Source organism: Herbidospora yilanensis (assembly GCF_001570565.1).
GTDB lineage: Bacteria > Actinomycetota > Actinomycetes > Streptosporangiales > Streptosporangiaceae > Herbidospora > Herbidospora yilanensis.
This window is the reverse complement of record NZ_BBXE01000018.1, coordinates 42,376-67,817: the sequence shown is the minus strand read 5'-3', so window position 1 is coordinate 67,817 and position 25,442 is coordinate 42,376. Positions and strand designations below refer to the sequence as shown.

Sequence of the window (25,442 nt, the reverse complement as noted above, 5' to 3'; positions counted from 1 at the left end):
TGAGGAAACCCGGTCCTTCAGGGCCGGGAGAAAACGCGGCACGGTACCGGTCCGTGAGGGCCGGAATCCCCCTCCTCCAGGGCGGGGAGTGGTCACTCGCCGTTCTCCTCTCCAGCGCCGGCCGGCCACACCCCGATGTGGTCGCGTTCGAGTTCGAGACGTACGCGCCGTTCCATCTCCAGCGCGTTCATGAAGTCACGCGGCAACTGCAGCCGCCCCACCCGGTCGAGCACCGCGTACTCCTCGGCGATCACGTCGCCGTCCTCGGAGGTGCGCCGCAGAGTCTCGCTGGAGGTGCGGCCGTCGCGGATGCCGACGGTGCGGTCGACCTGCTCGGAGACCAGGGGGTCGTGGGTGACGATCACGGCGGTCACGCCGAGTTCGCGGTTGGCCCGGCGCAGCGCGCCGAACACCTCTTCGGAGGTGTCGCTGTCGAGTTCGCCCGTCGGCTCGTCGGCCAGGATCACCTCGGGGGAGTTGGCCAGCGCGACGGCGATGGCCACGCGCTGCTGCTCGCCGCCCGACATCTGGCCGGGGCGGCGCGGGGCGCAGTCGGCGACGCCGAGGAGTTCGAGCAGGTCGTCGGCCCGGCCGGCGGCCGTCTTCTGCCCGGCGAGCTTCATCGGGAGCAGCACGTTCTCGCGCGCCGTCAGGTAGGGGAGGAGGTTCCGGGCCGTCTGCTGCCAGATGAAGCCGACCACCGACCGGCGGTAGCGGAGGCGGTCTTTGGCCGTCATCGACAGCAGGTCCATCCCGGCGACCCGGGCCAGGCCGGCGGTGGGGACGTCCAGGCCCGAGAGGACGTTCAGCAGGGTCGACTTGCCCGAGCCCGACGCGCCGACGATCGCGATCAGCTCGCCCTTCTCGATCAGCAGGTCGAGGCCCTGCAGGGCGACCACTTCCACACCCTCGGTCTTGTAGATGCGGACCAGGTTGTCGCACAGGATGTGGGCGTGCTCGCCGAACGCGGGCGCGCGGCGGCTCGCCTGGGCCTCCAGGTCGGACAGTGTGGTCATGAGGATTCCCCCACTCGGAGTGCGGTGGTGACGCGGCGGCCGGCGGTCGCGTGGGCGAAGGCGCCGAGGAGTGAGACGGCGGTCAGGGCGGCCGCCAGCAGGGCGGGTGTGGTGAAGGTGAGCGGGAAGTCGGTGACGGTGAGGCCGGCGAACGACGACAGGTCGAGGCCGGGGCCGATGACCAGGGGCAGCACCAGGCCGAGCGCGAGGCCGGCCACGGCGGTCAGGACGATCAGGGGGGCCACCTCCAGCACGGTCAGCGTGCGGGCCTGGTGCTGGGACAGGCCCAGCGTACGCAGGAACGACAGCGCCTTGGCGCGGTCGGCGGCGCCGATCACCAGCGCCACGATCACGGCGATCAGCGCGTAGGCGCCCATGGCCAGGGTGGCGACGGTGAAGGCGACCGTGATGGCACCGGTCAGCGGGGTGTTCCGGATGTCGGCCAGCGCGGTCGCGTAGGTCTCGATCTCGGCGTCGGCCAGGCCCACCGTGCGTTCCAGCGTGGCACGGTCGACGTCGCCGTCGACCAGCAGCATGTTCGTGTACGTCCGGAGCCCGCCCCTCTTGGGCCCGTCGAACGGCATCACGATCAGGTTCTCGCCGGGGAACGACAGTCCGGGCAGCTCGTCGATCCGGCCCATGTTGCGGATCGTCATCCGGTTGTGCCACCCGAGCTCGATCTCCTTGTACGGCACCAGCGTCGTCGACACCAGCGCCGGGACCCCGAGCCCGCGCGGCGGGTCGGGCACCGTCAGGGGCGTGCCGGCGACGAGGTCGCGGTAGTCCTTCAGGTCGATGGAGAGCACCGTGGCCCGCAGGCCGCTGATCCCGACCTGCACGTTGCCCTTGCCCGCCCGCACCACCGAGGTCACCCCGGGCAGCGCCTCGACCCTGGCCACCACGTCCTCGGGGATCTCGGCGGCCCGCTCGATCCGGGCCGGCGCCCCGACGTCGCGCCACGCGGCCCGGCTCTGGGTGTGGCCGATCGCGCCCGACACCAGCGCCCCGAACACCGACACGGCCAGCGCGGGCAGCAGGATCAGCACCGGCAGCGCCGCCCCGCCGCGCGACCGGGCGGCCAGCGTGAGGCCGAGGAACGGGACCGCCCCGGGACGCCGTCCGGCCAGCCGCGTGACCAGCTTCAACGGCAGCGGATAGAGCCGCAGCGTCAGGATCCCGGCGGCCAGGGCCAGCCCGGCGGGCGCCAGGACGAGGAACGGGTCGGCCCCGAGTTCCTGCGCGTCGCTCGCGACCCCGCGTGTGCGCAGCAGGTAGGCCCCGCCCACGCCGAGCAGCACCACGAGGAACTCCAGGGCGATGCGGCGGGGCGACGGACGTGCCGACACGAGATCGGATCGGGTGTCCTTCAGGGGGCGCCGGTGCGCCAGCGCGAGCCGGCCGGCCGCGAACAGCAGCGTCGTCAGGGTCAGCACGACCGGGACGACGTGCGCGAGCGGCGTCGACGGGCCGGGCACCAGATACGACAGGCCATAGCCGGCCAGCGCGGCGGGCAGCACGGCGAGCGCGACCACCGCGACCCCGGCCCGCACCACCTGCGCCAGGGAGGCGCCGCGGGCGCGTACCAGCGACAAGCCCGTGCGCATCCGCTCGGTGAGCAGTTGCACGGCCAGCGCCAGCACCCCGAGCGACACCACCGCGAGCCCGCCCAGCAGCAGGTAGAGCAGGGTCTCGGCGGTGCGCAACACGACCAGGAAGTCGCCCAGCACCCGGCCGAGGCCGGTCCAGAGCTCGAATCGGAGTTCCAGCGGGTTGCCCACCCCGCCGCCCGACAGGTCGCCCAGGAAACGCTGGTAGTCGCCGATCCCGGTGATCAACGCGGGGGCGGCGGCCGCCTCGACGCGGGTCCGGTCGACGCCGTAGACCCACCAGTAACTGACCTCGCGGCGCTCGTCGAGCTTGGCGAGCCCGTCGTCGCTGATGAGCCCGGCGGTCAGCCACTCGTTCTCGGTCGAGCCGGGGATGGGGCGCTCGACGACCCGGGTGACCTCGCCGTTGTGCTCCCAGTAGGGGTCGGCGGCGTCGGCGATCTCGTAGAGGCCGGTGACCTTGGCCACGACCGGGTAGCTGTTGCCGAGCAGCAGGGTCGCGCCGACGTCGATGCCCATCTCCTCGACGGCCTCGGCCACGAGGCCGATCTCCATGACCGTCAGGTCCTTCAGCTCGGGCCGGCCGGGCACCCGGGCCAGCGTCGACGACGCGCCCGGCGCTTCGCCCTTGACCCACTTCACCCGGGTGGCCGCGCCGGGCAACCAGGCGAAGTCGACGTACTGGTTGTTCCGCCGGGAACCGCCGATGCGGTCGTTGACCGGGGTGCCGGTGGTCTTGGCGCCGAAGTGGGAGGTGCCCTGCCCGAGCGGGACGACGACCTCGCGCACCCGCGGCGGCAGACCCTTCGCGATCTCCTCGTACCGGCTCTGGAAGTCGGCCGGGTGGGTGAGCAGCGCGTCGGACACGATCGGCCGCCCGGTCACGCCGAGGTCGGTCACCTGGGCGGAGACGTCGCCGAGCATGCCGTGGACGGCGTCGTCGTAGGCCCGCTCATAGCCCCGGGGCAGCGCCGCCAGCAGCAGCGACGCGGAGAGGCTCAGCAGCGCCAGCACCAGGGCGGTGGCCCGGTGCACCTTGACGAGCTGCCAGACGTTCACTCAGTCCTCCCCGATGCGCAGCGCGCGGCCGAGACCCTGGCGGCGGAGCGTGCGGGCCAGGCCCCCGACCACCGCGAACAGCAACAGCGCCACCGCCGCGAGCAGGGCGGCCGTCGCGCCCCACGGGATGTCCAGCAGCACTCCGGGCGTCACGGCCGTCGCCTGCCCGGTGAGCACGATGTGCGGCACGACGAGGGTGGCCACGGCGACGGCGAGAGCCGTACCGCCCAGCAGGGACAACCCGATGATGAAGGTCTGCTCGACGGCGAGCAGCCCGAAGACCTGGTTGAAGCTCACCCCGAGCGCGCGCAGCAGCGCGAACTCGGTGGCGCGTTCGCGGGCCGCGACGGCCGCGTTGACGAGGAAGCCGAGCACCGCGAAGACCAGCGCCGCCGCGAAGCCCAGGATCAGCGCGCCCTGCAGGCCGCTGGCCAGCGGGTCGTCCTGGAGCTGGCGGGTCAGCGCCGCCCGCGACACGATCGTCTGGTCCCAGTCGAGGTGCCTTCTCATCTCCGCCTCGGCCCGCGGGCCGTCGGTGGCGAGCCACCACTCCGTGGCGGAATGGGGGGTGTACGCCCCCGCGAGGTCCCGCGCCTGGACGGTCTCCAGGTCGGCCAGCACGGCCGGCTGCGCGCCCTCGGTCCCGGGCATCGCGTCCAGGACGGCGACGGGCGTCACCGGGGTCGGCGTGCCGTCGATCGCCATGGTCGTGGTCTTGCCGATCACGAGCTTCGAGCTGGCGGCGAGGTCGGCGGTGACCGCGACCGGCAGCGTGGTCGTGGCCGCCGGGCCGGGCAGCAGCGCGATGTGCTCCCATTCGAACGGCGCGTCGGCCGGGTGGGGGGCGGGCCGGCCGGTCGTCAGCGTCAGGAACCCGCCGGGCGTGACCGAGGGCTTGTCGAGGTTCTGCTTGCCGCGCTGGGCGACCGTCCAGGAGGGCGCCTCCAGCGTGGTCCCGGCGTCGGTGGTGACGGCGTCGACGGCCAGGGTGATCGGGCTGCCCTCGGGCGGGATCGGCACGTCGAGCAGCACGCCCTCAAGCGTCAGCGGGTAGGCGATCGTGCCGGAGCGCCCGCCCAGCGCCTTCAGATCGGCCGTGACCCGGTGGTGGCGGCCGTCGGGCGCGAGCAGGCCGGTCCAGACCTCGGTCCGGGTGCCGAGACGGTCGCGGACCACCAGGCGCAGCGGGATGCTCCGGTAGGCGTCCGCGAGGGCCGGGTCGTCGAGGGTGAGCCGGGTGCCGAGCGTCAGGGCGCCGGGCTCGCCGGGGATCGTGATCGAGGCCGGGTCGGGTCGGGCCGAGGACAACTCGCCCGCGAGCTCCGGCACGGTCATCGGGGTCAGGTCGGGGCGCAGGTGCAGCAGCCCGTCGAGGCGTCCGGCGTCGGCGGCCAGGAACACCGCGTCGTCGCCGCCGAGTTCGACCGTGCCCCGGTAGACCGGGCTGATCCCGGTGACGCCGGGCAGCGCGGCGTAGGTGCCCGCCCGGCCGAGCGTGCCGAGTTCGGCGCCCGCGATGGGCCCGGCGACCCGCAGGTCGGCGGCGGCGATGTGGCGTGCCTGGTCCTCCTGGGACCCCCGCCAGGTCGCCGCCGTCGCGATCGACACCACGCCGATCGCGATGGCCATCGTCAGCAGCAGCACGGGGCCCGAGTAGCGCAGCGGGCGGCGGCTGACCTGCCAGGCGCCCAGCGCCGGCGCGAGGCTGGACCTGCGGCTCGTCCACCGTTCGGCGATGCCCGAGACGATCGGGACGAGCCGCAGGCCCAGCATGCCCCCGCACAGAAGGGCCAGTGCCGGTCCCGTCACGATCAGCGGGTCGATGCCGAGACCGCCGCTCGTCGTGGAGGTGACCGGAGAGCCGTACCGCTGGAGCTGCCAGACCGCGAGCGCTGCGACGACCAGCAGGACCAGGTCGCCCCCGGCGCGCTGGACGATGCCCTGCTTCTCGCCGCGCCCGCGGGCCGACTGTTCTTCTATGTACGTCCGCCGCGCCCCCCGCCACGCCGGCAGCGCCAGCAGGACGGCGCACGCGAGCGCGACCCCCGCCGAGATCAGGAACGTCGACAGGTCGGGCGTGGGCGTCAGCCGCACCCCGGTGGCCCGCAACCACGGCAGCGACCCGACCAGCGTCAGCACGGGCGGGGCCAGGAACGGGGCGATGATGGCGCACGGCAGCGCCACCAGCAGCGACTCGGCCCCCGCCAGCAGCCCCAGCCGCAGCGAGCCCGCGCCGCGCGAGCGCAGCAGCGCGACCTCCATCCGCCGGTGGTCGGCCAGCAGCCGCGCCGTCAGCATCAGCGCGTACGCCGCCAGCACCAGCAGTTGCAGCACCGGCACCAGCATCGTCGAGCGGGCCACCAGCGCGGCCTGGTCGAGCTGGCCGAGCATCTCGGGCAGGTTGCTGATCGCCGCGCAGCCCGGGCACTCGCGCTTGAGGTCGTCGTTGAGGGCGGCCACCGCGCCGGCGAACGGCCGCAGCTCCTCACGCGGCAGGTTCCGCAGGTCGGGCACCGCGAACCAGGTCGCCGTCACGTTCGTCGCGAACCGCTGCACGAACGTCTCCGGCGCCACCATCATCGGCCCGTACGTCGTGTAGTTGCGGATCTCCGCTCCCCGCCGCAGCAGTTCGTCGCCGTTCCACCGGTCGCTGTAGGGGTCGGTGAGCTGGTAGATCCCGCTGACCTTCACGTCGACCGGCTTGGCGTCGAGCCGCCCCACGACCGTGAAGGTGGCGCCGCTGGTCAGGTTCATCTCCTGCGCGGCCGGTTGCGACAACACGACCTCGACGGCCCCCGTCGGCGAGGCCGCCGGCCAGGCGCCCTCGACGAGCTGGGCGTGCCGGTCGAGGTTCTCGTAGGTGGCGAACCGCGTCAGCTCGGGCTGCTCCAGCTTCTCCTGGCCGGGCATCGCGTAGGAGTCGGACCGGATGCCGACCGTGACCTCGGCGGGCACGTCGCCGTAGGTCTTGCCGAGCTGCGCCCGGACGAGGGCGTCGCGCTGGGGGAAGGTCGTCGCGTCGACCGGCGTGGTGACCTTGGCCGAGGTGGTCCGGATCGGGGCCGTCTCCATGGTCCGCCGGACGCCGACCTCGGCGACGGTGACGGCGTACATGATCAGCGCCACGAGCGCCGTGGTGGCCAGCAGGATCGAACCGAACGCGGCGACGAGGAGGAGCGGCTGGCTGAGCGCGCGTCGCAGGACCAGCGGAATACGCCCCCGCATGTACCGACTCCCATCGTTTTTGCCGTTGTGCGGCACACGATAGGGGAGCGGGCCCTCTTGACGGCCGGTCAGGGAAGACGGTGACCTAGCCGGTACGCTGCGGCGATGCCAATGTGATATCGAAAACGTGACATTTTACGGGTTGAATCCCGACAACGACGAAAGCCGCGCCCGACGCTGTCGGGACACGGCTTCCGGATGTCGCTTGAACGCAGACCTTTAGCCGGCCGCGAGGGCGGCGGCGCGCTTGGCGATCGCCGACTTGCGGTTGGCGGCCTGGTTCTTGTGGATGACGCCCTTGCTCACGGCCTTGTCGAGCTGGCGGCTGGCCGCCTGCATCGCCGCGGACGCCGCGGCGGCGTCACCGGACTCGGCGGCCTCGCGGAACTTGCGGACAGCCGTCTTGAGGGACGACTTGACGGCCTTGTTGCGCTGCCGGGCCTTTTCGTTCTGCCGGTTGCGCTTGATCTGGGACTTGATGTTCGCCACGAAGAAGCCTCGAAATGAAGTCTGGGTTTCGGTATGGGTCGCGCTGGCTCGGTGAGAGGGCGTGCCATACGCAGTTGTCTAGGATACCAGCACCCATGACTCGCGGTACTCCCTCCAATCCTCCTCCGTGGCGGCGAAGTCGACGTAGAGGGCCAGTCCGGTGTCCTCGCGCGGAGTCTCGCTGATCACCAGCCGGAGCCCTTCGGCGGCCATCTCCACACTCTCGGCGTAATCGGTGAGGCCGAGTTTGTGGTCGTGGTAGGCCGGGGCGCCGATCAGCACGCCCGTCGATTCGGGGGCCAGCGCGAAGGCCTTGCGCGCCTGGCGGGCGACCCAGCCGCCGTACACGGTCTGGAGAGGCGTCCACGAGTCGTAGGTCATGATCGCGACCTGGTCGACCCGCTCGGCCACCTTCGCGAAGTAGCCCTCCGACCAGTACTTCCCGTGCCCGACCACGGCGTTCCAGCCCGTCACCGCCCCGGGGAAGGGCTCGATCTGGTGGCTCGCGACGGAGATCCGGGCGTTCGGGACGGCCTGCCGCGTCTCCTCAAGAAGCCTCAGATAGGAGGCGTCGCCGTCCATGACGGGCTCGAAGTTGTAGTGGACGCCGTCGTAGCCGAGCGCGACGATCTCGCGCGCCCCCGCGATGATGTTCGCCCGGGTGGCCGGGTCGTCGAGGTCGAGGAAGCCCGCGTCGTCCTCGTTGACCGTCTGCCCCAGCCACGGCAGCACCCGCACCCCCGGCAGGTGGGCGCGCGCCCAGGAGAGGAAGTCGCGCGACCCCGGGTGGAGGGCCGGGTCGAGCCGCCCGTCGGAGCCATAGGGCCCGGAGTGCACGAACACGTCGCGCATGTGGGTGAGACGCGGCTTCAGCGCTTCGAGATCCTTCTCGGTACGCCGCCCGTCGACCCACATGTGCCCCATCCACAACGCGTCGGTCCCCGCCGAGCGTGCCGTGGCCGAGGGAGTGCCCAGGTAGTCGAGTCGTAATACGGCCATGCCGGTCACCGCCGGCACGAGGGGAACGGCGAGGAGAATCGACAGGCCGAGCAGCACACGGCGGCGGGTGGTCGAGGCAAGCATGGGGACATGCGACCATGGAGGGTGGCTGCTCCGCCAGCCGTCGATCGCCTCAATCCCAGTTGAAACGGACTTCGGTGCGCACTCAGACCGGCCAGACCGACCCCGCGTTGATCCGCAATTTCTGCATCATCGCGCACATCGACCATGGCAAGTCAACGCTTGCCGACCGGATGCTCCAGATCACCGGTGTGGTCGACGACCGGTCCATGCGCGCCCAATACCTCGACCGGATGGACATCGAGCGCGAGCGCGGCATCACCATCAAGTCCCAGGCGGTCCGGCTGCCCTGGAACGGCCACGTGCTCAACATGATCGACACGCCCGGCCACGTCGACTTCACCTATGAGGTGTCGCGGTCGCTCCAGGCGTGCGAGGGCGCGGTCCTGCTGGTCGACGCCGCCCAGGGCATCGAGGCCCAGACGCTGGCCAACCTCTACCTGGCCATGAACGCCGACCTCAACATCATCCCGGTCCTCAACAAGATCGACCTCCCGGCCGCCCAGCCGGAGAAGTACGCCGAGGAGCTGGCCGGCCTGATCGGCTGCGACCCCTCCGACGTGCTGCGCGTCTCGGGCAAGACCGGCGTGGGCGTCAAGGAGCTGCTCGACCACGTCGTCGACACGATCCCCGCCCCGGTCGGCGACGCCGACGCCCCCGCGCGGGCCCTCATCTTCGACTCGGTCTACGACACCTACCGGGGCGTGGTCACCTACGTCCGCGTGATGGACGGCCACCTCGGCAAGCGCGAGCGCATCCTCATGATGTCGACCCGCGCCCAGCACGAGACGCTGGAGATCGGCGTCATCAGCCCCGAGCCGCTGCCGTCGCCCCTCGGCCTCGGCGTCGGCGAGGTGGGCTACCTGATCACCGGCGTGAAGGACGTCCGCCAGTCCCGGGTGGGCGACACGGTCACCTCGGCCGTCAAGCCGGCCGACGACGCGCTCGGCGGCTACGAGCACCCCCGGCCGATGGTCTACTCGGGCCTCTACCCGATCGACGGCGACGACTTCCCCGAGCTCCGCGAGGCCCTCGACAAGCTCCGCCTCAACGACGCGGCCCTGGTCTACGAGCCCGAGTCGTCGGCGGCCCTGGGCTTCGGCTTCCGCTGCGGCTTCCTCGGCCTGCTCCACATGGAGATCGTGCGCGAGCGCCTGGAGCGCGAGTTCAACCTGGCCCTGATCTCGACCGCCCCCAACGTCATCTACCGCGTCATCATGGAAGACGGCACCGAGCACACGGTGACCAACCCCTCGGAGTTCCCCGAGGGCAAGATCGCCGAGATCTACGAGCCGACCGTGAAGGCGACCGTCCTGGCCCCCGCCGAGTTCATCGGGGCCATCATGGAGCTCTGCCAGGGCCGCCGCGGCGCCCTCCAGGGCATGGACTACCTGAGCGAAGACCGCGTCGAGATCCGCTACACCCTGCCCCTCGGCGAGATCATCTTCGACTTCTTCGACCAGCTCAAGTCGAAGACCCGGGGCTACGCCTCCCTCGACTACGAGCCCTCCGGCGAGCAGGACTCCGACCTGGTCAAGGTCGACATCCTCCTCCAGGGCGAGGCCGTCGACGCCTTCTCGGCCATCGTCCACCGCGAGAAGGCCTACGCCTACGGCGTCGACATGGCCAAGAAGCTCAAAGACCTGATCCCGAGGCAGCAGTTCGAGGTCCCCATCCAGGCGGCCATCGGCGCCCGCGTGATCGCCCGCGAGAACATCCGCGCGATCCGGAAGGACGTGCTCGCGAAGTGCTACGGCGGCGACATCTCCCGCAAGCGCAAGCTGCTGGAGAAGCAGAAGGAGGGCAAGAAGCGCATGAAGATGGTCGGCCGCGTGGAGGTCCCCCAGGAGGCCTTCGTGGCCGCGCTGAGCACCGACTCCAGCGGCGCCGAAAAGGCCAAGAAGTAGGGCCATGAGCTCCCTGCGTGGCCGAGGTGCTCAGGCTGGTCCGCGAGTATCTCGCCGGCGAGACCGGGGTCTGGCCATCTGAAACTCACCGTGTCCGGTCTGCCGCCGGTCGTGGAGACGTACACGAGACGAGAGAAAGGGCCGGAGCGCGACCCAGTTGCGCTCCGGCCCTCGTCGTTCGGGTCAGCGCAGGACCTTGTAGAGCGCGGTCGTCAGGGACGCCTTGTCGTCGTCCTGGTCGATCGACCACATCATCGCGCCGCCGAGGCCCTTCAGGCGGATGTACGCCGCCTTCTCGACCAGTGAGATCGGGTCGTCGTAGGACCAGAACTCGTTGCCGTCGTACAGCCACAACGCGCCGGTCAGCAGGTCGCGGTGGCGCTTGCCGGGTTTGGTGACGATGTCCTTGTAGTCGTCGGTGCCGTTGGCCCACTTGCCGGGGGCGGGGCCGGTGGCGGGCTTCCAGAGGCCGTTGCCGCCGGCGGTGACGCCGGTCCAGCCCTGGCCGTAGAACGGGACGCCGACGACGATCTTCTTCTTGGGGGCGCCGCGGCTCAGGTAGTCCTTGACCGTCTGGTCGACGCTGAACTTGACCGTGTTGGGGTCCCTGCGGTCGGTGAACAGGTTGCCGTTGTGGCCGGTCACCTGCTCCCACGAGCCGTGCAGGTCGTAGCCCTGGACGGTGGCGAAGTCGAGGTAGGAGAAGACCTTCTTGACCTCGAAGCCGGCGTCGATCTTGGCGGCGGCGGCGGGGAGGAAGGCGGTGAGCTCGTGCTTCTTGTTGTAGGCGTTCATCTGGCTGCGCAGCTCGGCCAGGAACAGCGTGAAGTTCTGCTTGTCCTCGGGGCGGATCACGTTGCCGACCTCGCCGGACGAGCCGGGCCACTCCCAGTCGAGGTCGATGCCGTCGAAGACGCCCGCGCCCGCGCCGGGGGCGGCGCCGGGCAGGTTGCCCTTCAGCCACAGGTCGACGCAGGAGGCGGCCAGCTTGGTGCGGGCCTCGGGGGTGAGGACGGCGTCGGAGAACCACTTGGAGCCGGTCCAGCCGCCCAGCGAGATGAGGACCTTGAGGCTCGGGTACTTGGCCTTCAGCTTCTTGAGCTGGTTGAGGTTGCCGGCGATGGCGCCGGTGCCGTCGTCGGCCACGCCGTCGACGCTCTGCTCGGCCGGGACGGGGCGCTGCCAGTCGGCCCACGGGTCGGCCGAGTAGCACTCGCCGCCCTGGTTGACGAAGCCGAAGGCGTAGTTGACGTGGGTGAGCTTGGCGGCGGCGCCGGTCGTCACCATGTCCTTGACGTGGTAGTCGCGGCCGTAGATGCCCCACTGGATGAAATAGGCCACCCGCTTGTATCCCGAGCTGCCGGTCGAGGCCTGGGCGGGAACGGGCGCGGCGGTGGCGACGAGGCCCGCCACCAGGGCTAACAGAAGGGGGGTGCGAAGTCTCGGCACTGTTGTCTCCGCTGCTAGGAGGCACTTCTTATAGGAAAGTTTCCTGTAAGTTTGCCGGGATCATAAATGGGCCCAGGTGACCGCGTCAATGAACCTCCCGGCATCGGGCAGACTGGGCGGATGCCCTCCGTGCTCCCCGACGGTGAACCCGTCCCCACGTCCGGTGAACTGCCGTCCGCGGCGCTCGCCGCCCTGGGCGAGCGCCCGTTCGGTTTCTATGTGCACGTCCCCTTCTGCGCGACCCGCTGCGGCTACTGCGACTTCAACACCTACACGGCGTCGGAGCTGGGGTCCGGGGCCTCGCAAAGCGCTTACGCCGACACCGCGATCGAGGAGATCCGGCTGGCCCGGCGGGTGCTGGGCGACGCCGACCTGCCGGTCTCGACGGTGTTCTTCGGCGGCGGCACCCCGACGCTGCTGCCTCCTGACGATCTTGTACGCATCCTCCGGGCCGTCCACGAGGAGTTCGGGCTCGACCTCGACGCCGAGGTCACGACCGAGGCCAACCCCGAATCGGTCGGCCCGCGCGAACTGGCCGTGCTCCGCGAGGGCGGCATCAACCGCGTCTCCTTCGGCATGCAGAGCGCGCGCGACCACGTGCTGCGGGTGCTCGACCGGCGGCACACGCCGGGGCGCGCGGCCCAGGCCGTGCAGGAGGCGAAGGAGGCGGGGTTCGGCCACGTCAACCTCGACCTGATCTACGGCACCCCGGGCGAGACCGACGACGACTGGCGGGCCTCGCTCGAAGCGGCCATCGCGGCCGGGCCCGACCACGTGTCGGCCTACTCCCTGATCGTCGAGACCGGCACCCGCCTGGCCACCCGCATCCGGCGCGGCGACCTGCCCATGCCCGACGACGACGTCGCCGCCGACCGCTACCTGATCGCCGACGAACTCCTGACCAAGGCCGGCTTCTCCTGGTACGAGGTCTCCAACTGGGCCACCAGCGAGAAGGCCCGCTGCCGCCACAACCTGCTCTACTGGTCGGGCGCCGACTGGTGGGGCGCCGGACCGGGCGCCCACAGCCACGTCGGCGGGGTGCGCTGGTGGAACGTCAAACACCCCTCGTCCTACGCCGCCCGCCTCGCCCAGGGCCACTCGCCCGCCCACGCGCGGGAGCAGACCACGGCCGAGGAGCGCACCCTCGAACGCGTCATGCTCGAACTCCGCCTGGTCGACGGCTACCCCCTCGCCGACCTGGCCAAGGAGGTCAGGCCGGCGGCGGCCAAGGCGCTCGCGGGCGGGCTGCTCGACGTCGAGGCGTTCAAGAAGGGCCGTGCGGTGCTCACCCTCCAGGGCCGCCTGCTGGCCGACGCGGTCGTCAGAGATCTGACGTGACGAAGTCGATGAGCTCCTCGACCCGGCCCAGCAACTCGGGCTCCAGGTCGGCGTAGCTGTTCACCCGGCCGAGGATGTGCCGCCACGCGTCCGGCGGCTCCATCCGCCAGCCCAGGGCGGCGATGACGCCTTCTTTCCACGGGATGCCGCGCGGCACCTGCGGCCACGCCCCGATGCCCAGGGCCGCGGGCTTGACGGCCTGCCAGACGTCCACGAACGGATGGCCCGTCACCAGCACGTGGGGGCCCGCCACCTGGGCGGCGATCCGGCTCTCCTTGGAGCCGGGGACGAGATGGTCGACCAGCACGCCGAGCCGCCGGCCGGGCTCCGGCGCGAACTCGGCGACGATCTCGGGCAGGTGGTCGACGCCTTCGAGGTATTCGACGACCACGCCCTCCACCCGGAGGTCGTGGCCCCAGATCTTCTCCACGAGCGCGGCGTCGTGCACGCCCTCGACGTAGATCCTGCTCTCCTTGGCCACCTGGGCCCTCAGGCCCTCGACCGCGATGGAACCCGAGGCGCTGCGCCTCGGGCCCTGCGGCCTGGCCTGGGGACGGACGAGCGTGACGGGCTTCCCCTCCAGGAGGAAGGCGGCGGGTTCCAGGGGGAACAACCGTCGTCGCCCGAACCGGTCCTCCAGGGTGACGGCCTCCTTGTCGCAGGCCACCACCGCCCCGCAGAACCCGTCGTCGGCCCACTCGACCACGAGGTCGAGCTCGGCTGGGATCTGCGGGATCGTCCCCTTCTTGGGGCGCCGCCAGTCTCCGGAGAGCACGTCCCGCTCGTACATGCCGCGAACGTTAGTACATGCCCATCATCCGGCGGCGGGCGCGGGAGCGCCGCACCAGCACGACGATGGTGGTGATCACGGCGGTCAGGAAGCCGAGACCCGCCAGGCCGATGAAGGCCGCCATGCCGCCCAGCATGCCGCCCATCGCGCCGCCGGCGGCGGACAGGAGCTGCTTGCCGACGCCGAACGTGACGCCGTCGCCGTCGCAGGCGACCTGGTATTCGCCGGCGGCCGGGACGCCGATCGTGAAGAGCATCTCCCAATCGGTGCCGTTGTAGCTGAGGGTCTGCGAGCCGGTCGCCTTCTCCAGCGTGATCTGCTGACTGGCGTCACCTCCCGTGACCTGGCACTGGACATCGGTCGGTTGCCCGGCGGCGGCCCAGATGGCGGGGCTGTCGGCCGGATTGAGGTTCACCTTGACGGTCTCGCCGCCCTGGAAGGACGAGGAGGGGGCGATCTCGCCGATGTTGGCGATGGTCGAGCCGACGCCCGCGGCGAAGATCACGGCGCCGACGACGAGCGTGACGATGAAGAACACCCAGGACAGAACGATCCACAGGATCCTCGGGCGGACGGGGCCCTGAGGGGGCGGAGCGCCGTAGGGGGACTGGGGGGCGCCGTAGTAAGGGTGGGGCTGCTGGCCATGGTTCTGGCCATATTGAGCGGTCATAGGGGAGATTGTGTAATGCGCGACTTGCGACGTATTTGCAGTCGGCTTGTTCCGGCCGTGCCCGGTTGTGTTATCGCACCCTGGGAGCGGTGGCCGTACACTTGGCACTCGGGAACACGGAGTGCCAGGGAGGTGAGACCGTGCTTGACGACCGGAAGCTGGCGGTACTGCGGGCGATCGTCGAAGACTACGTCTCCACCAACGAGCCCGTGGGCTCCAAGGCGCTGGCCGACCGGCACAACCTCGGAGTCTCGCCGGCCACCATCCGCAACGACATGGCGGCCCTCGAAGACGGCGGCTACATCCACCAGCCCCACACGAGCGCGGGGCGGGTGCCGACCGACAAGGGCTACCGGCTGTTCGTCGACCGGTTGTCCCAGGTCAAGCCCCTCTCGGGAGCCGAGCGGCGGGCCATCGAGACGTTCCTGGCCGGCACACTCGACCTCGACGAGATCGTCACCCGGACCGTCCGGCTGCTCGCGCAGCTCACCCGGCACGTCGCGGTCGTGCAATACCCGTCCCTGACCCGCTCGACGGTCCGTCACGTGGAGATCGTGCCGCTGGCCGAGACGCGGGTGATGCTGGTCCTGATCACCAACACCGGGCGCGTCGAGCAGCGGGTGGTCGACCTGCCCGAGGTGATCGCCGACGACCGGGTGTCCCACCTGCGCGCCGTGCTCAACGCGGCGCTCGACGGCTGCGGGCTGGCCAAGGTCCCCGAGACCGTGGCCGCGCTGCCCGAACGGCTGTCCCCCGAAGACCGGCCGGTGGCCGCCACGATCCTCTCGGTGATCCTGGAGACCCTGGTCGAACGGCACGAAGAGAAGATCGTGTTCGCCGGGGCCGCCAACCTCGCCGCCGCCGATTTCACCATCGGCCTGCGCGACGTGCTGGAGGCCCTGGAGGAGCAGGTCGTCCTGATGCGCCTCCTCGGCGAGACCGACGACCTGTCCGAGCTGACCGTCCGGATCGGCTCGGAGAACCCCTACACCGGTCTGCGCGGCACCTCGATCGTGGCCGCCGGATACGGCGCGGGAGACAAGGAACTGGCCCGGCTCGGAGTGCTGGGCCCGACGCGAATGGATTATCCGGTGACGATGGGTGCGGTGCGCGCGGTCGCGCGCTATGTCGGCCAGATCCTGGCGGGGTCATAAGTGGCCAAGGACTATTACGCCACCCTCGGCGTACGCCGCGACGCGAGCCAGGAAGAGATCAAGAAGGCCTACCGACGGCTGGCCCGTGAACTGCATCCCGACGTCAACCCCGACCCGGCGACGCAGGAGCGCTTCAAGGAGATCACCGCGGCCTACGAGGTGCTCTCCGACCCCCAGAAGCGCCAGATGCACGACATGGGCGGCGACCCCTTCGGCGGCGCGGCCGGCGCCGGCGCCGGCTTCGGCGCGGGCTTCCCGTTCAGCGACATCATGGACGCCTTCTTCGGCACGGCCTCCGCCTCCCGCGGCCCCCGTTCGCGGGCCCGCCGGGGCCGTAACGCGACGATCCGGGTCGAACTCGACCTGGCCGAGTCGGGCTTCGGCACCACCCGCGAGCTCGTGGTCGACACCGCGATCCTCTGCGAGGTCTGCCAGGGCTCCGGCGCCGCGGCCGGCACCCACCCCGACACCTGCGACATGTGCCACGGCCGGGGCGAGGTCTCCCAGGTGACCCGTTCGTTCCTGGGCCAGGTCATGACGTCGCGCCCCTGCCCCCAGTGCGGCGGCTTCGGCAGCGTCATCCGCCACCCCTGCCAGGAGTGCTCCGGCGACGGCCGCGTGCGCACCCGCCGGACCATCAAGGTCCGCATCCCGGCGGGCGTCGAAGACGGCACCCACATCCAGCTCGCGGGCGAGGGCGAGGTCGGCCCCGGCGGCGGCCCGCCCGGCGACCTGTTCCTGGAGATCGTGGAGCGCCCCCACCCGACCTTCGAACGCCGCGGCGACGACCTCCACTGCACCGTCTCGATCCCCATGACGGCCGCCGCCCTGGGCACCTCGCTGACCATGGAGACCCTCGACGGCCCCGAACAGATCGACGTCCGCCCCGGCACCCAGTCGGGCCAGGTCATCCCCCTCTACGCGCGGGGCGTCCAGCGCCTCAACGAGAGCGGCCGGGGCGACCTGCTGATCCACGTCAACGTCGAGACCCCCCTCAAGCTCGACCCCGAGCAGGAGGAACTGCTCCGGAAGTTGTCCCAGTTGCGCGGCGAGGAGCGCCCGCCCGGCAAGTTCGCCCCGGGCCAGCAGGGCTTCTTCTCCCGCCTCAAGGACGCCTTCAACGGCCGATGACCGTCCCCGTCTTCCTGGGTGAGGTCACCCCGGGCCCGCGCCTGACCCTGGCCGGGCCCGAGGGCCGCCACGCGGCGGCCGTGCGCCGCATCACGGCGGGCGAGCGCGTCGACGTCACCGACGGCGCCGGCCGGGTGGCCGAGTGCACGGTCGACGCGGCCGGGAGAGACCACCTCGACCTGACCGTCCTTCGCGTGTACGAGATCCCGCCGCCCGCACCCCGCCTGGTGGTCGTGCAGGGGTTGCCGAAGGGCGACCGGGGCGAGCTGGCGGTCGAGATGATGACCGAGGCGGGGGTCGACGCGATCGTGCCCTGGTCGGCCTCCCGGTCGATCACCCAGTGGAAGGGCGACCGCGCGGCCAGGTCGCTGGCCCGCTGGCGCTCGACGGCGCGTGAGGCGGGCAAGCAGGCCCGGCGCTTCCACCTGCCCGAGGTCCTGGAACCGGCCACCACGAACCAGGTGGCGGCGCTGCTCGAAGCCGCCGCCCTGGCCGTGGTGCTCCACGAGGAGGCGGCCGAGCCGCTCTCCCGGGTCGAACTGCCAGAGAAGGGCGACATCGTCCTGGTGGTGGGCCCGGAGGGCGGCGTGTCCGACGAGGAGATCACCCGCTTCCGCGCGGCCGGGGCGCTTCCGGCGCTCCTGGGGCCGACGGTGCTGCGCACCTCGACGGCGGGGGTCGCGGCGGCCGCGGTCCTGATGGCCCGCACCGGCCGCTGGTAGACGCGGCACTTACGCTTTCGCGCCCAATGTTTCGGAAATGTCCCGGGGCATTTCCCGTTTCGCCGTCAATCGCCGCCGCCGAATCGCCGGAAAGCGAAAACGGGCCCCCTCGGTGCGTGCTTGGCACGTTCCGGGGAGGCCCGCCGCGACAGGCTCAGGACGCCGGGGCCGAGACCTCCACCGTCGTCGACGGCGTCTCCGCGGGAGACGGGGCGGGCGTCGGGGTCGGACAGTTGTCGCCGCAGCCTGTGGGGGTCGGGCTGGGGGCGTCGGCCGTCGGGGTGGGAGACGGCTTGGACGGGGACTTGGTCCCGCCCGGGTTCGGCTTCGTCGTGGGTCCCGAGCTCGGGTTGGCCTCCTGCGTCGGGCACTTCGCCGCGGTGGCCGGGTCGGGGGCCGGGGTCGGCTCCGGGGTGACGCACGGGTCGGACGACGGTTCGGGCGGCGGCGCGGCGGCGGGCTGCGACGGGGCGGACGAGGCCGCCGGGGGCGTCGTCTCCGCGGGCCGGGTGGGATTCTGCGTGGTGATCGAGATCCCGGGCTGGTCCTGGGTCGGCGGCGGCTGGGCGGTCGAGCCGGCACTCGGCAGCTCTCCCGCGGGGGGCTGCTCGGTTCCGGTGTTGACCTCGATGATGCCCACGTTGTCGCGTATCTGAGGAACCGAGACGACCACGATTCCGGCCACCAGGGCGGCGGCGGCCACGGACGCACCTATGCGCCACCACAGCAGACCGCGGAGGCCGCGGTTCTCGATGCGGTGGCGGATTATCTCCAGTCCGTCGGGAGACGGCACGACCGAGTCCGCCTCCGCGCGCATGACACGGCGGAGGAGGTCGCCGTGCTCGTCGGGGGGGATGGTCATGAGAACTTCTCCAGCACTTGACGTAATGAGGCCATGCCTCTGGCGGTGTGACTCTTCACCGCGCCTTTGGAGATGCCCATGGCGTGGGCGATCTCGGCCTCGGACAGGTCGCCGTAGTAACGCAGGACCAGCGCCTCGCGCTGCCGCTGGGGCAGGGCGCGCAGCGCCTCGATCACCGCGGTGCGCTCAAGCTCGCCGATGGCGCCGTTCTCGGCGCTCGGCGCGTCGGGGAGGCCCTTGGGGGCGTACTTCTCCACGACGGCTCGATGGCGCAGCACGGAGCGCGAACGGTTGACGACCGACTGTCGCAGGTACGCAAGTGCCTTGTCGGGGTCGCGCAGCCTGCGCCAGGCGCCATGGATGGCGACGAACGCGTCCTGCACGACTTCTTCGGCGCTGGCCACATCGCGGACCAGCAGCACCGCGAGACGCACCAGTGACCGATAGTGGGCGCTGTAAAGCGCCGTAACGGCCATGTCGGCATCCCACCCGACCGGCACCGTGCCCAGCGACCTGTCGGCCACGAGGGTCTCGGTGGTCACATCAGTAGGACGCTCGTCCTTGCCAGGGGGTTTACGTTCTTCCGAATCATTAGGGGGCATGACCCAGTTGTGTCCTCGCCCGACACAGGGGATTGGTTGACGGTGCAGTCTCGCACATAAACCCTATCCGGGCAGATCTTTGCACGGGACATTCCGGGGATTACCGATTGGCAACGCTAGGCTTCCCCCGTGAAGAATGAGTGCCTGTTCTGCGGAATCGTGGCTCGTGAGATACCCGCGACGGTCGTGTACGAGACCGACGCCACACTTGCCTTCCGTGACATCAACCCCCATGCCCCCACGCATGTTCTGGTCGTACCGAAAAACCATGTGCGCGACGCGGGGGAACTGGCGGAGGCTGGTCTCGCCGACGAGGTGATCAAAACGGCGAAGGCCGTCGCGGTCGCCGAGGGCATCGCCGAGTCCGGCTACCGGCTGGTCCTGAACACCGGGCCCGACTCGGGGCAGAGCGTCTTCCACGCCCACCTCCACCTGCTGGGCGGGGCGCCGCTGACGCTCCAGATGGGGTAGCGGACGGCTACCATTGACAGCGGTTAATAGGGAGGCGAGCAGGCCCGACGAGGCCGCCCATGTCCGAGACGCGCGAAACACAGAAGACCCACGCCAAGGTCGTGATCCCCGACGAGCACGCGATGATCAGCATCCTGGGCTCGCGTGACGAGCTCCTCCGGGTCATCGAGAGAAGCTTCCGGGCCGACATCCACGTGCGGGGCAACGAGATCACCATCACCGGGTCCCCCGACGAGAGCGGTGTCGTCGTCCGGCTGTTCGAGGAGCTGGTCGAGCTCGCCCGTTCGGGGGCGCAGCTCACCCCCGACGCGGTCGAGCGCAGCATCGCCATGCTGCGTCAGAGCAACGGCCGGCCGGCCGAGGTGCTCTCGCTCGACATCATCTCCTCGCGCGGGCGCACGATCCGCCCGAAGACGGTCAACCAGAAGAACTACGTCGACATGATCGACAAGCACACGATCGTCTTCGGCATCGGCCCCGCGGGCACCGGCAAGACCTACCTGGCGATGGCCAAGGCCGTGAAGGCCCTGCAGGAGAAGCGGGTCAACCGCATCATCCTGACCCGCCCGGCCGTGGAGGCCGGCGAGCGGCTGGGCTTCCTGCCCGGCACGCTCTACGAGAAGATCGACCCCTACCTGCGGCCGCTCTACGACGCCCTCCACGACATGATCGACCCCGACTCGATCCCGCGCCTGATGGCGGCGGGCACGATCGAGGTCGCCCCGCTGGCCTACATGCGCGGCCGCACCCTCAACGACGCCTTCATCATCCTCGACGAGGCCCAGAACACCTCGCCCGAGCAGATGAAGATGTTCCTGACCCGTCTGGGGTTCAACTCCAAGATCGTCGTCACCGGTGACGTCACCCAGGTCGACCTGCCGGGCGGCACCCAGAGCGGCCTCAGGGTGGTCCAGGACATCCTCGACGGCATCAACGACATCCACTTCAGCCGTCTGACCAGCGCCGACGTGGTCCGCCACAAGCTGGTGGGGCAGATCGTCGACGCCTACGGCCGCTACGACGCCGCGCTGGCGTCCGACCCGCGCGCCAACGGCACCAACCGGCCCAGGGGGCGGCGATGACGATCGAGGTCAACAACGAGTCCGGCACCGAGGTCGACGAGAACCGCCTCGTCGCCCTCGCCGGGCACGTCCTCGGCCAGATGGGCATCAACTCCCTGGCCGAGTTGTCCATCCTGGTCGTCGACGAGGCCGCGATGACCGCCCTCCACGAGCAGTGGATGGGCGAGCCCGGCCCGACCGACGTGCTGGCCTTCCCCATGGACGAGCTCCGGCCCGGCCAGGGCCGCAACGACGACGCCTCGCCCGACCCCGCGCTGCTCGGCGACGTCGTCCTCTGCCCGACGGTGGCGGCCCGGCAGGCCGCCGAGGCGGGCCATCCGACGCAGGACGAACTCGATTTGTTGTGCACCCACGGCATCCTTCATCTGCTGGGCTACGACCACGCCGAGCCCGAGGAGCACGCCGAGATGTTCGGCCTCCAGGGCGAGCTGCTGGAGTCGTGGCGTAAAACAGCCCCTTAGGAACCATGAGTAACGGCTGGTTGATCTCGGCCGTCGCCCTCATCATCGGCGGCGGCCTGCTCGCGAGCGCGGAGACGGCGCTCACCCGGATCTCGCGTGTGCGCGCCGAGGAGTTCGTCAAAGACGGGCGCCGCGGCGCGAACCGCCTCCAGGCCATCGTGGCCGACCCCCCGCGCTACCTGAACCTGCTGCTGCTCCTGCGGATGAGCTGCGAGCTCGGCGCGACCGTGATCGCGACGCTGCTGTTCATCGACTGGCTGGGCGACACGGGCCAGGCCTACACGGCGGCGGCCGGGGCCATGATCGTCATCGCCTACGTCATCGTCGGCGTCTCCCCGCGCACACTCGGGCGCCAGCACGCCGAGCCGATCGCGCTGGCCAGCGCGCCCGTCGTCTACGGGCTGACCCGGATCTTCGGGCCGCTGCCGACGCTGCTGATCCTGCTCGGCAACGCGGTCACGCCCGGCAAGGGCTTCCGCGAGGGGCCGTTCACCTCCGAGGCCGAGCTGCGCGACCTGGTCGACCTGGCCGAGGAGCGGCGGGTCATCGAGCCCGACGAGCGCGAGATGATCCACTCGGTGTTCGAGCTGGGCGACACGCTGGTGCGCGAGGTCATGGTGCCCCGCACCGACATGGTCTTCATCGAACGCCACAAGACCCTCGAACAGGCGCTGTCGCTGGCGCTGCGCAGCGGCTTCTCCCGGGTCCCGGTGACGGGCGAGAACGAGGACGACGTCATCGGCATCGCCTACCTGAAAGACATCGTCCGCCGCATCCAGGAGACCGGCGACGACGAGGGCGCGGTCGAGGAGCTGATGCGCCCGGCGACCTACGTCCCGGAGAGCAAGCCCATCGACGACCTGCTGCGCGACATGCAGGCCCGGCAGATCCACCTGGCGATCGTGATCGACGAATACGGCGGCACCGCCGGGCTGGTCACGATCGAGGACGTCATCGAGGAGATCGTCGGCGAGATCGCCGACGAATACGACCAGGAGGCCCCCCGCGTCGAGCACCTCGACGACGGCGCCGTCCGGGTCACCGCCCGGCTGCCGGTGTGGGAGCTGGAGGAGCTGTTCGACACCGAGATCGAGTCGGAGGACGTCGACACCGTGGGCGGCCTGCTGGCCCACGCGCTCGGCCGCGTGCCGATCGCGGGCTCCGAGGCGACGGTGGCCGGGCTGCGGCTGAGGGCCGACGAACTCGCGGGACGCCGCAACCGCATCAGCACGGTGGTGGTCCGGCGCGTCGACGACGACGCGGTCGCGCGGCACTGACTCACGACGCGTCCGGCCGCATCGGAGGGCAGTCGCCGCCCGGCTCGGTGGCCAGTTCGAAGTGCCAGATCTCGTTCGTGTACGTCTGGCAGAGGCCGTACCCGGCGCCGTGCCGGTTGAGCCAGTCGTCGGCGTCGGTGGGGCCGACGTCGACGGCGTCGCCGGTGACGTGACGGGAGCGGTCGGGGGTGCTGACGAAGCGGCGGGCCTCCTGCTCGCTCCCATACTCGGTGATCGCCTCGTCGTACAGCTTCCGCTGGTAGCGCTCGCTGCGCCAGGCGGTGGTGAGGAACAGCGGGACGCCGTCGGCGGCGGCGTCGCGGGCGGCCGAGCGCACGGCCCGCAGCAGGGCGGGGTCCAGGTTCGTGATCGCGGGCAACTCCGTGTCGAACGGGGAGATGTGCGCTCCGTCGGCCACGAAGCCGTCCGCCACGCCGACCGGGTCGTCCGGCAGGGCCACGCAGGCGGTCGTGAGAATGAGCAGCAGGGGCACCAGTCGGCGGCGCATGGGTGAACGTCCGTTCCTGATCGGCATCGGGTGGATGCGTTCAGGCTGGTCGGCGCAGGTGTCAGTCCCGCGGGGGCCGCGTTTCGGCGGTCGCTCGGCCGTGTATCAGTTCAGTCGCACGGTGGCGACCGCGCCGCCCTCCGGAGCGTTGGCGAACCCGAGCCGGGCGCCGATGACCCGGGCCTGCCCGGCGGCGATGGTCAGCCCCAGGCCGTGCCCTCGGCCGCGCTCGCTCGCCCCGGTCCGGAACCGTCGCGGCCCCTCCGCGAGCAGCGAGGCGGGAAAACCGGGCCCGTGGTCGCGGACGGTGATCGTCGTGCCCGCCACACGCACCTCGACCGGGGCCCTCCCGTGGCGGTGGGCGTTGACGACCAGGTTGGCGAGGATGCGGTCGAGGCGGCGGGGGTCGGTCACGGCGATCGGGTCGCCGTGCACGGTCACCTCGGCCGCCAGGCCCGTGCGGTGCACGCAGTCGCCGGCGAAGCGGCCCAGCGGAACCTCCACCCGGTCGGCGGATTCGGCGCCCGCGTCCAGGCGGGAGATCTCCAGCAGGTTCTCCACGAGGGTGCGCAGGACGCGGACCCGGTCGCGCACCAGGTCGGTCGCCTCCCCCTCGGGCAGGAGCTCGGCCGAGGTGACCAGGCCCGTCAGCGGGGTGCGCAGCTCGTGGGCGACGTCGGCGGTGAACCGCTGCTCGGTGCGCAGGCGGTCGTGCAGGGCCGCGGCCATCGTGTCGACGGCGGCGGCGATGCCGGTGATCTCGTCGCCGCCGCGTCCGGCCGAGGTGCGGGCCTCCAGGTCGCCGTCGGCGACGCGGCGGGCGGTGCGGGCGACCCGCCTGAGGCGGTGGTTGGGCAGTTCGGCGGCCAGCGCCGCCAGCGGCACCACCAGGCCCAGGACGCCCAGCGAAGCGAGCACGATGTGGCGGTCGAGGGCGCGCAGGTTGCGGAGCTCCCCGCCCATGTCGATCCTGACGGCCTTGGCGGTGGTGGCCGCCCACATCCACGGGACGTCGGGGTCGCGGTCGTCGTACCAGGTGACGTAGGTGTCCGGCCCGCCGATCTGGGCGGCCAGCGCGGCCGGGAGCGGGCCCGGGTCGGCCGGGTCGGCCATCAGGGCGGTCAGGGCCCGGTCTCTGCCGAGGTTCAGTGAGCGGTCGAAGGTGCTCCGGTGGACCAGGAGGCCGACGGCCAGCGCCACCACGCCGGACGCCACGGCGACCAGGGCGGCGATCTGCCAGCGCAGGGATCTCCAGGGGGACATCTCAGCGCCGCAGCTTGTAGCCGAACCCGCGGACCGTCTCGACCCGGTCGGCGCCGATCTTCCTGCGCAGCCGCTGGACGCACAGGTCGACGACCCGGCTGTCGCCGTCCCAGCCGTAGTCCCAGACGTCGCGCAGGAGCGTCTGACGGTCCAGGACGATGCCGGGATTGGCGGCGAACTCCAGCAGCAGCCGCAACTCGGTGGGCGCCAGGGAGATCCGCTCGCCCGCGACGTACACCTCCAGCGCCTCGGGGTCGACGGTCAGGTCGCCGAAGACGAGACGGGGGGTGCCGGGGGCGGGCGTGGCCCGGCGCAGCAGTGCCCGGATCCTGGCCACCAGCACGGAGGTGTCGGCGGGCTTGACCACGTAGTCGTCGGCCCCGGCCTCCAGCCCGGACACCACGTCCAGGGCGTCGCCGCGCGCCGACATCATCAGGATCGGGACCAGGCTGGTCTCGCGGACCCGGCGGCACAGTCCGATGCCGTCGAGGCCGGGCAGCATCACGTCGAGCAGCAGGAGGTCGTGGCCGCCGGATCGGAACCGCTCCAGGCCGGTCAGGCCGTCGGCCGCCGAGGCGACGCGGTAGCCGTAGCGCTCCAAAGCCATGCCGACGCTTCTGCGGATCACCTCGTCGTCCTCGACCAGGAGCACCGAAACCGACATCGATCTCCAATGACGCGCGAACAGGTCCGATGCAGAATACGCGGACCGGACGGCCGCCCCGCCTCAGCCGGGTATCAGCCGTGAATCGGCGGGTTCCTACGTCCTGATCGGGTGGACGCGGTACTCGTAGGCGTGCTCGTCGAAGAGTAACCACTCGGTGACGTCGATCCGGTAGAGCCGCTCGCCCGGGGCCAGCCTGACCGGGTCGGGTGACTCGGCGGCGGTGGCCAGGCCCGCGAAGGTCACGCCGCGCCCCTCTCCGGCGATGATCGAGCCCGCCACCTTCGGTCGAACGGCCAGGCCGGCCACCAGCGGGCGGTCGCGGTGGGCGATGAACAGGAGCCGGTCGGGGCCGAAGGCCGCGTGGAAGGGCAGGGGGAGGAGCGCCGGTGCCCCATCGCCGTCGACGGCGGACAGGGACATGAGCCGGGCGCTGCCGACGTACTCCTGCAAGAGGCGTCGGTGGTGGGCGAGCGCGGTTGTCACGTGCCAAGAATGCTCTCAGCTGCTTGGGTGTGTCTTGCATCCGACAGGGAGTTTCTCCGCAAGCGTTCTTTAAGCGACTTGCAAGTCATCTCCGGCATTCTTTCCTCAAGGCGTCCGGGAGGGGTTCGG

Annotated in this window: 23 protein-coding genes; 9 read left to right on the top strand and 14 right to left on the bottom strand. The window is 71.1% G+C overall.

Features of this window, described 5'->3' with window-relative positions; genetic code table 11:
- Nucleotides 1-92: 92 nt before the first annotated feature.
- The 5 genes from AW273_RS11575 to AW273_RS11555 form a co-directional block, all read right to left on the bottom strand.
- Nucleotides 93-1,016 (bottom strand): ABC transporter ATP-binding protein, encoded by a 924-nt coding sequence (locus AW273_RS11575; protein WP_062348107.1) that lies wholly within the window; start codon nucleotides 1,014-1,016, stop codon nucleotides 93-95.
- Complete coding sequence (locus AW273_RS11570; RefSeq protein ID WP_062348105.1) at nucleotides 1,013-3,682, bottom strand: FtsX-like permease family protein; 2,670 nt, start codon at nucleotides 3,680-3,682, stop codon at nucleotides 1,013-1,015. Before AW273_RS11570 ends, AW273_RS11575 begins: the two co-directional genes overlap by 4 nt.
- Nucleotides 3,683-6,907, bottom strand: a complete 3,225-nt coding sequence (locus AW273_RS11565; protein ID WP_062348104.1) for an FtsX-like permease family protein — start codon at nucleotides 6,905-6,907, stop codon at nucleotides 3,683-3,685. It lies immediately after the preceding gene.
- Nucleotides 6,908-7,126: 219 nt separating this feature from the next.
- The gene (gene rpsT, locus AW273_RS11560) at nucleotides 7,127-7,396 is read right to left on the bottom strand and encodes a 30S ribosomal protein S20 (protein ID WP_062348102.1); all 270 of its coding nucleotides are present in this window, start codon (nucleotides 7,394-7,396) and stop codon (nucleotides 7,127-7,129) included.
- A gap of 78 nt (nucleotides 7,397-7,474) precedes the next feature.
- Nucleotides 7,475-8,479 carry a glycoside hydrolase family 18 protein gene (locus tag AW273_RS11555; RefSeq protein WP_062348100.1) on the bottom strand — a complete coding sequence of 335 codons (1,005 nt, stop codon included), beginning with the start codon at nucleotides 8,477-8,479 and terminating at the stop codon, nucleotides 7,475-7,477.
- Between the two features lie 74 nt (nucleotides 8,480-8,553).
- Here AW273_RS11555 and lepA point away from each other — a divergent pair, with 74 nt between their 5' ends.
- A complete protein-coding gene (gene lepA, locus AW273_RS11550; protein WP_062348099.1) occupies nucleotides 8,554-10,383 on the top strand; it encodes a translation elongation factor 4 in 1,830 nt (609 codons plus the stop codon).
- A 183-nt stretch (nucleotides 10,384-10,566) separates the two neighbouring features.
- Here the strand turns inward: lepA and AW273_RS11545 are convergent, their stop codons facing one another.
- Nucleotides 10,567-11,796, bottom strand: a complete 1,230-nt coding sequence (locus tag AW273_RS11545; RefSeq protein ID WP_232327299.1) for a glycoside hydrolase family 18 protein — start codon at nucleotides 11,794-11,796, stop codon at nucleotides 10,567-10,569.
- 156 nt (nucleotides 11,797-11,952) lie between these two features.
- Here AW273_RS11545 and hemW point away from each other — a divergent pair, with 156 nt between their 5' ends.
- Complete coding sequence (gene hemW, locus AW273_RS11540; RefSeq protein ID WP_062348095.1) at nucleotides 11,953-13,170, top strand: radical SAM family heme chaperone HemW; 1,218 nt, start codon at nucleotides 11,953-11,955, stop codon at nucleotides 13,168-13,170.
- Here hemW and AW273_RS11535 read toward each other — a convergent pair.
- Together AW273_RS11535 and AW273_RS11530 are read right to left on the bottom strand one after the other, a co-directional pair.
- Complete coding sequence (locus AW273_RS11535) at nucleotides 13,154-13,960, bottom strand: DUF3097 domain-containing protein (protein WP_083949688.1); 807 nt, start codon at nucleotides 13,958-13,960, stop codon at nucleotides 13,154-13,156. The genes hemW and AW273_RS11535 overlap by 17 nt on opposite strands.
- A gap of 10 nt (nucleotides 13,961-13,970) precedes the next feature.
- Nucleotides 13,971-14,630 carry a hypothetical protein gene (locus AW273_RS11530; RefSeq protein ID WP_157555712.1) on the bottom strand — a complete coding sequence of 220 codons (660 nt, stop codon included), beginning with the start codon at nucleotides 14,628-14,630 and terminating at the stop codon, nucleotides 13,971-13,973.
- A gap of 140 nt (nucleotides 14,631-14,770) precedes the next feature.
- Between AW273_RS11530 and hrcA the strand changes: the two genes are divergently transcribed.
- From hrcA to AW273_RS11515, 3 genes are read left to right on the top strand one after another with little or no spacing between them, the layout of a single operon-like run.
- On the top strand, nucleotides 14,771-15,784 hold the full coding sequence (gene hrcA, locus AW273_RS11525; protein WP_062348091.1) for a heat-inducible transcriptional repressor HrcA: 1,014 nt from the start codon (nucleotides 14,771-14,773) through the stop codon (nucleotides 15,782-15,784).
- Nucleotides 15,785-16,915 (top strand): molecular chaperone DnaJ, encoded by a 1,131-nt coding sequence (dnaJ, locus tag AW273_RS11520; RefSeq protein ID WP_062348089.1) that lies wholly within the window; start codon nucleotides 15,785-15,787, stop codon nucleotides 16,913-16,915.
- A complete protein-coding gene (locus AW273_RS11515; RefSeq protein WP_062348087.1) occupies nucleotides 16,912-17,637 on the top strand; it encodes a 16S rRNA (uracil(1498)-N(3))-methyltransferase in 726 nt (241 codons plus the stop codon). Before dnaJ ends, AW273_RS11515 begins: the two co-directional genes overlap by 4 nt.
- A 154-nt stretch (nucleotides 17,638-17,791) precedes the next feature.
- Here the strand turns inward: AW273_RS11515 and AW273_RS11510 are convergent, their stop codons facing one another.
- Entirely contained in the window at nucleotides 17,792-18,499 is a 708-nt protein-coding gene (locus tag AW273_RS11510; RefSeq protein WP_062348085.1) for a hypothetical protein, read from the bottom strand.
- Complete coding sequence (locus AW273_RS11505) at nucleotides 18,496-18,975, bottom strand: SigE family RNA polymerase sigma factor (protein WP_051759275.1); 480 nt, start codon at nucleotides 18,973-18,975, stop codon at nucleotides 18,496-18,498. Before AW273_RS11505 ends, AW273_RS11510 begins: the two co-directional genes overlap by 4 nt.
- 255 nt (nucleotides 18,976-19,230) lie before the next feature.
- Between AW273_RS11505 and AW273_RS11500 the strand changes: the two genes are divergently transcribed.
- The 4 genes from AW273_RS11500 to AW273_RS11485 are packed head-to-tail and all read left to right on the top strand — an operon-like array spanning nucleotide 19,231 to nucleotide 22,392.
- Nucleotides 19,231-19,572, top strand: a complete 342-nt coding sequence (locus AW273_RS11500) for a histidine triad nucleotide-binding protein (protein WP_062348083.1) — start codon at nucleotides 19,231-19,233, stop codon at nucleotides 19,570-19,572.
- A 59-nt stretch (nucleotides 19,573-19,631) separates the two neighbouring features.
- A complete protein-coding gene (locus AW273_RS11495; RefSeq protein WP_062348081.1) occupies nucleotides 19,632-20,654 on the top strand; it encodes a PhoH family protein in 1,023 nt (340 codons plus the stop codon).
- Nucleotides 20,651-21,115: an rRNA maturation RNase YbeY gene (gene ybeY / locus AW273_RS11490; protein ID WP_062340126.1), complete on the top strand. Its 465-nt coding sequence runs from the start codon at nucleotides 20,651-20,653 to the stop codon at nucleotides 21,113-21,115. The genes AW273_RS11495 and ybeY overlap by 4 nt, the downstream gene beginning before the upstream one ends.
- A gap of 5 nt (nucleotides 21,116-21,120) precedes the next feature.
- Nucleotides 21,121-22,392 carry a hemolysin family protein gene (locus tag AW273_RS11485; RefSeq protein ID WP_062348080.1) on the top strand — a complete coding sequence of 424 codons (1,272 nt, stop codon included), beginning with the start codon at nucleotides 21,121-21,123 and terminating at the stop codon, nucleotides 22,390-22,392.
- Between the two features lies 1 nt (nucleotide 22,393).
- On the opposite strand, the gene AW273_RS11480 is transcribed toward AW273_RS11485, so the two are convergent.
- The 4 genes from AW273_RS11480 to AW273_RS11465 form a co-directional block, all read right to left on the bottom strand.
- A complete protein-coding gene (locus AW273_RS11480) occupies nucleotides 22,394-22,900 on the bottom strand; it encodes a M15 family metallopeptidase (protein ID WP_062348078.1) in 507 nt (168 codons plus the stop codon).
- A gap of 105 nt (nucleotides 22,901-23,005) precedes the next feature.
- The gene (locus AW273_RS11475; RefSeq protein WP_062348076.1) at nucleotides 23,006-24,163 is read right to left on the bottom strand and encodes a sensor histidine kinase; all 1,158 of its coding nucleotides are present in this window, start codon (nucleotides 24,161-24,163) and stop codon (nucleotides 23,006-23,008) included.
- Nucleotide 24,164: 1 nt separating this feature from the next.
- Nucleotides 24,165-24,827, bottom strand: coding sequence for a two-component system response regulator CseB (gene cseB / locus AW273_RS11470; RefSeq protein ID WP_062348074.1), 663 nt, complete (start codon nucleotides 24,825-24,827; stop codon nucleotides 24,165-24,167).
- Nucleotides 24,828-24,923: 96 nt separating this feature from the next.
- Nucleotides 24,924-25,313, bottom strand: coding sequence for a pyridoxamine 5'-phosphate oxidase family protein (locus AW273_RS11465; RefSeq protein ID WP_157555710.1), 390 nt, complete (start codon nucleotides 25,311-25,313; stop codon nucleotides 24,924-24,926).
- Nucleotides 25,314-25,442 lie beyond the last annotated feature (129 nt).

Excerpts from the sequence above, each read along its gene's own strand:
- AW273_RS11575 (WP_062348107.1), bottom strand. The coding sequence starts at position 1,016 with ATGACCACACTGTCCGACCTGGAGGCCCAGGCGAGCCGCCGCGCGCCC.
- AW273_RS11565 (WP_062348104.1), bottom strand. The coding sequence starts at position 6,907 with ATGCGGGGGCGTATTCCGCTGGTCCTGCGACGCGCGCTCAGCCAGCCG.
- AW273_RS11555 (WP_062348100.1), bottom strand. The coding sequence starts at position 8,479 with ATGCTTGCCTCGACCACCCGCCGCCGTGTGCTGCTCGGCCTGTCGATT.
- hemW (WP_062348095.1), top strand. The coding sequence starts at position 11,953 with ATGCCCTCCGTGCTCCCCGACGGTGAACCCGTCCCCACGTCCGGTGAA.
- AW273_RS11535 (WP_083949688.1), bottom strand. The coding sequence starts at position 13,960 with ATGTACGAGCGGGACGTGCTCTCCGGAGACTGGCGGCGCCCCAAGAAG.
- AW273_RS11530 (WP_157555712.1), bottom strand. The coding sequence starts at position 14,630 with ATGACCGCTCAATATGGCCAGAACCATGGCCAGCAGCCCCACCCTTAC.
- AW273_RS11515 (WP_062348087.1), top strand. The coding sequence starts at position 16,912 with ATGACCGTCCCCGTCTTCCTGGGTGAGGTCACCCCGGGCCCGCGCCTG.
- AW273_RS11510 (WP_062348085.1), bottom strand. The coding sequence starts at position 18,499 with ATGACCATCCCCCCCGACGAGCACGGCGACCTCCTCCGCCGTGTCATG.
- AW273_RS11505 (WP_051759275.1), bottom strand. The coding sequence starts at position 18,975 with ATGGCCGTTACGGCGCTTTACAGCGCCCACTATCGGTCACTGGTGCGT.
- AW273_RS11495 (WP_062348081.1), top strand. The coding sequence starts at position 19,632 with ATGTCCGAGACGCGCGAAACACAGAAGACCCACGCCAAGGTCGTGATC.
- ybeY (WP_062340126.1), top strand. The coding sequence starts at position 20,651 with ATGACGATCGAGGTCAACAACGAGTCCGGCACCGAGGTCGACGAGAAC.
- AW273_RS11485 (WP_062348080.1), top strand. The coding sequence starts at position 21,121 with ATGAGTAACGGCTGGTTGATCTCGGCCGTCGCCCTCATCATCGGCGGC.
- AW273_RS11480 (WP_062348078.1), bottom strand. The coding sequence starts at position 22,900 with ATGCGCCGCCGACTGGTGCCCCTGCTGCTCATTCTCACGACCGCCTGC.
- AW273_RS11475 (WP_062348076.1), bottom strand. The coding sequence starts at position 24,163 with ATGTCCCCCTGGAGATCCCTGCGCTGGCAGATCGCCGCCCTGGTCGCC.
- cseB (WP_062348074.1), bottom strand. The coding sequence starts at position 24,827 with ATGTCGGTTTCGGTGCTCCTGGTCGAGGACGACGAGGTGATCCGCAGA.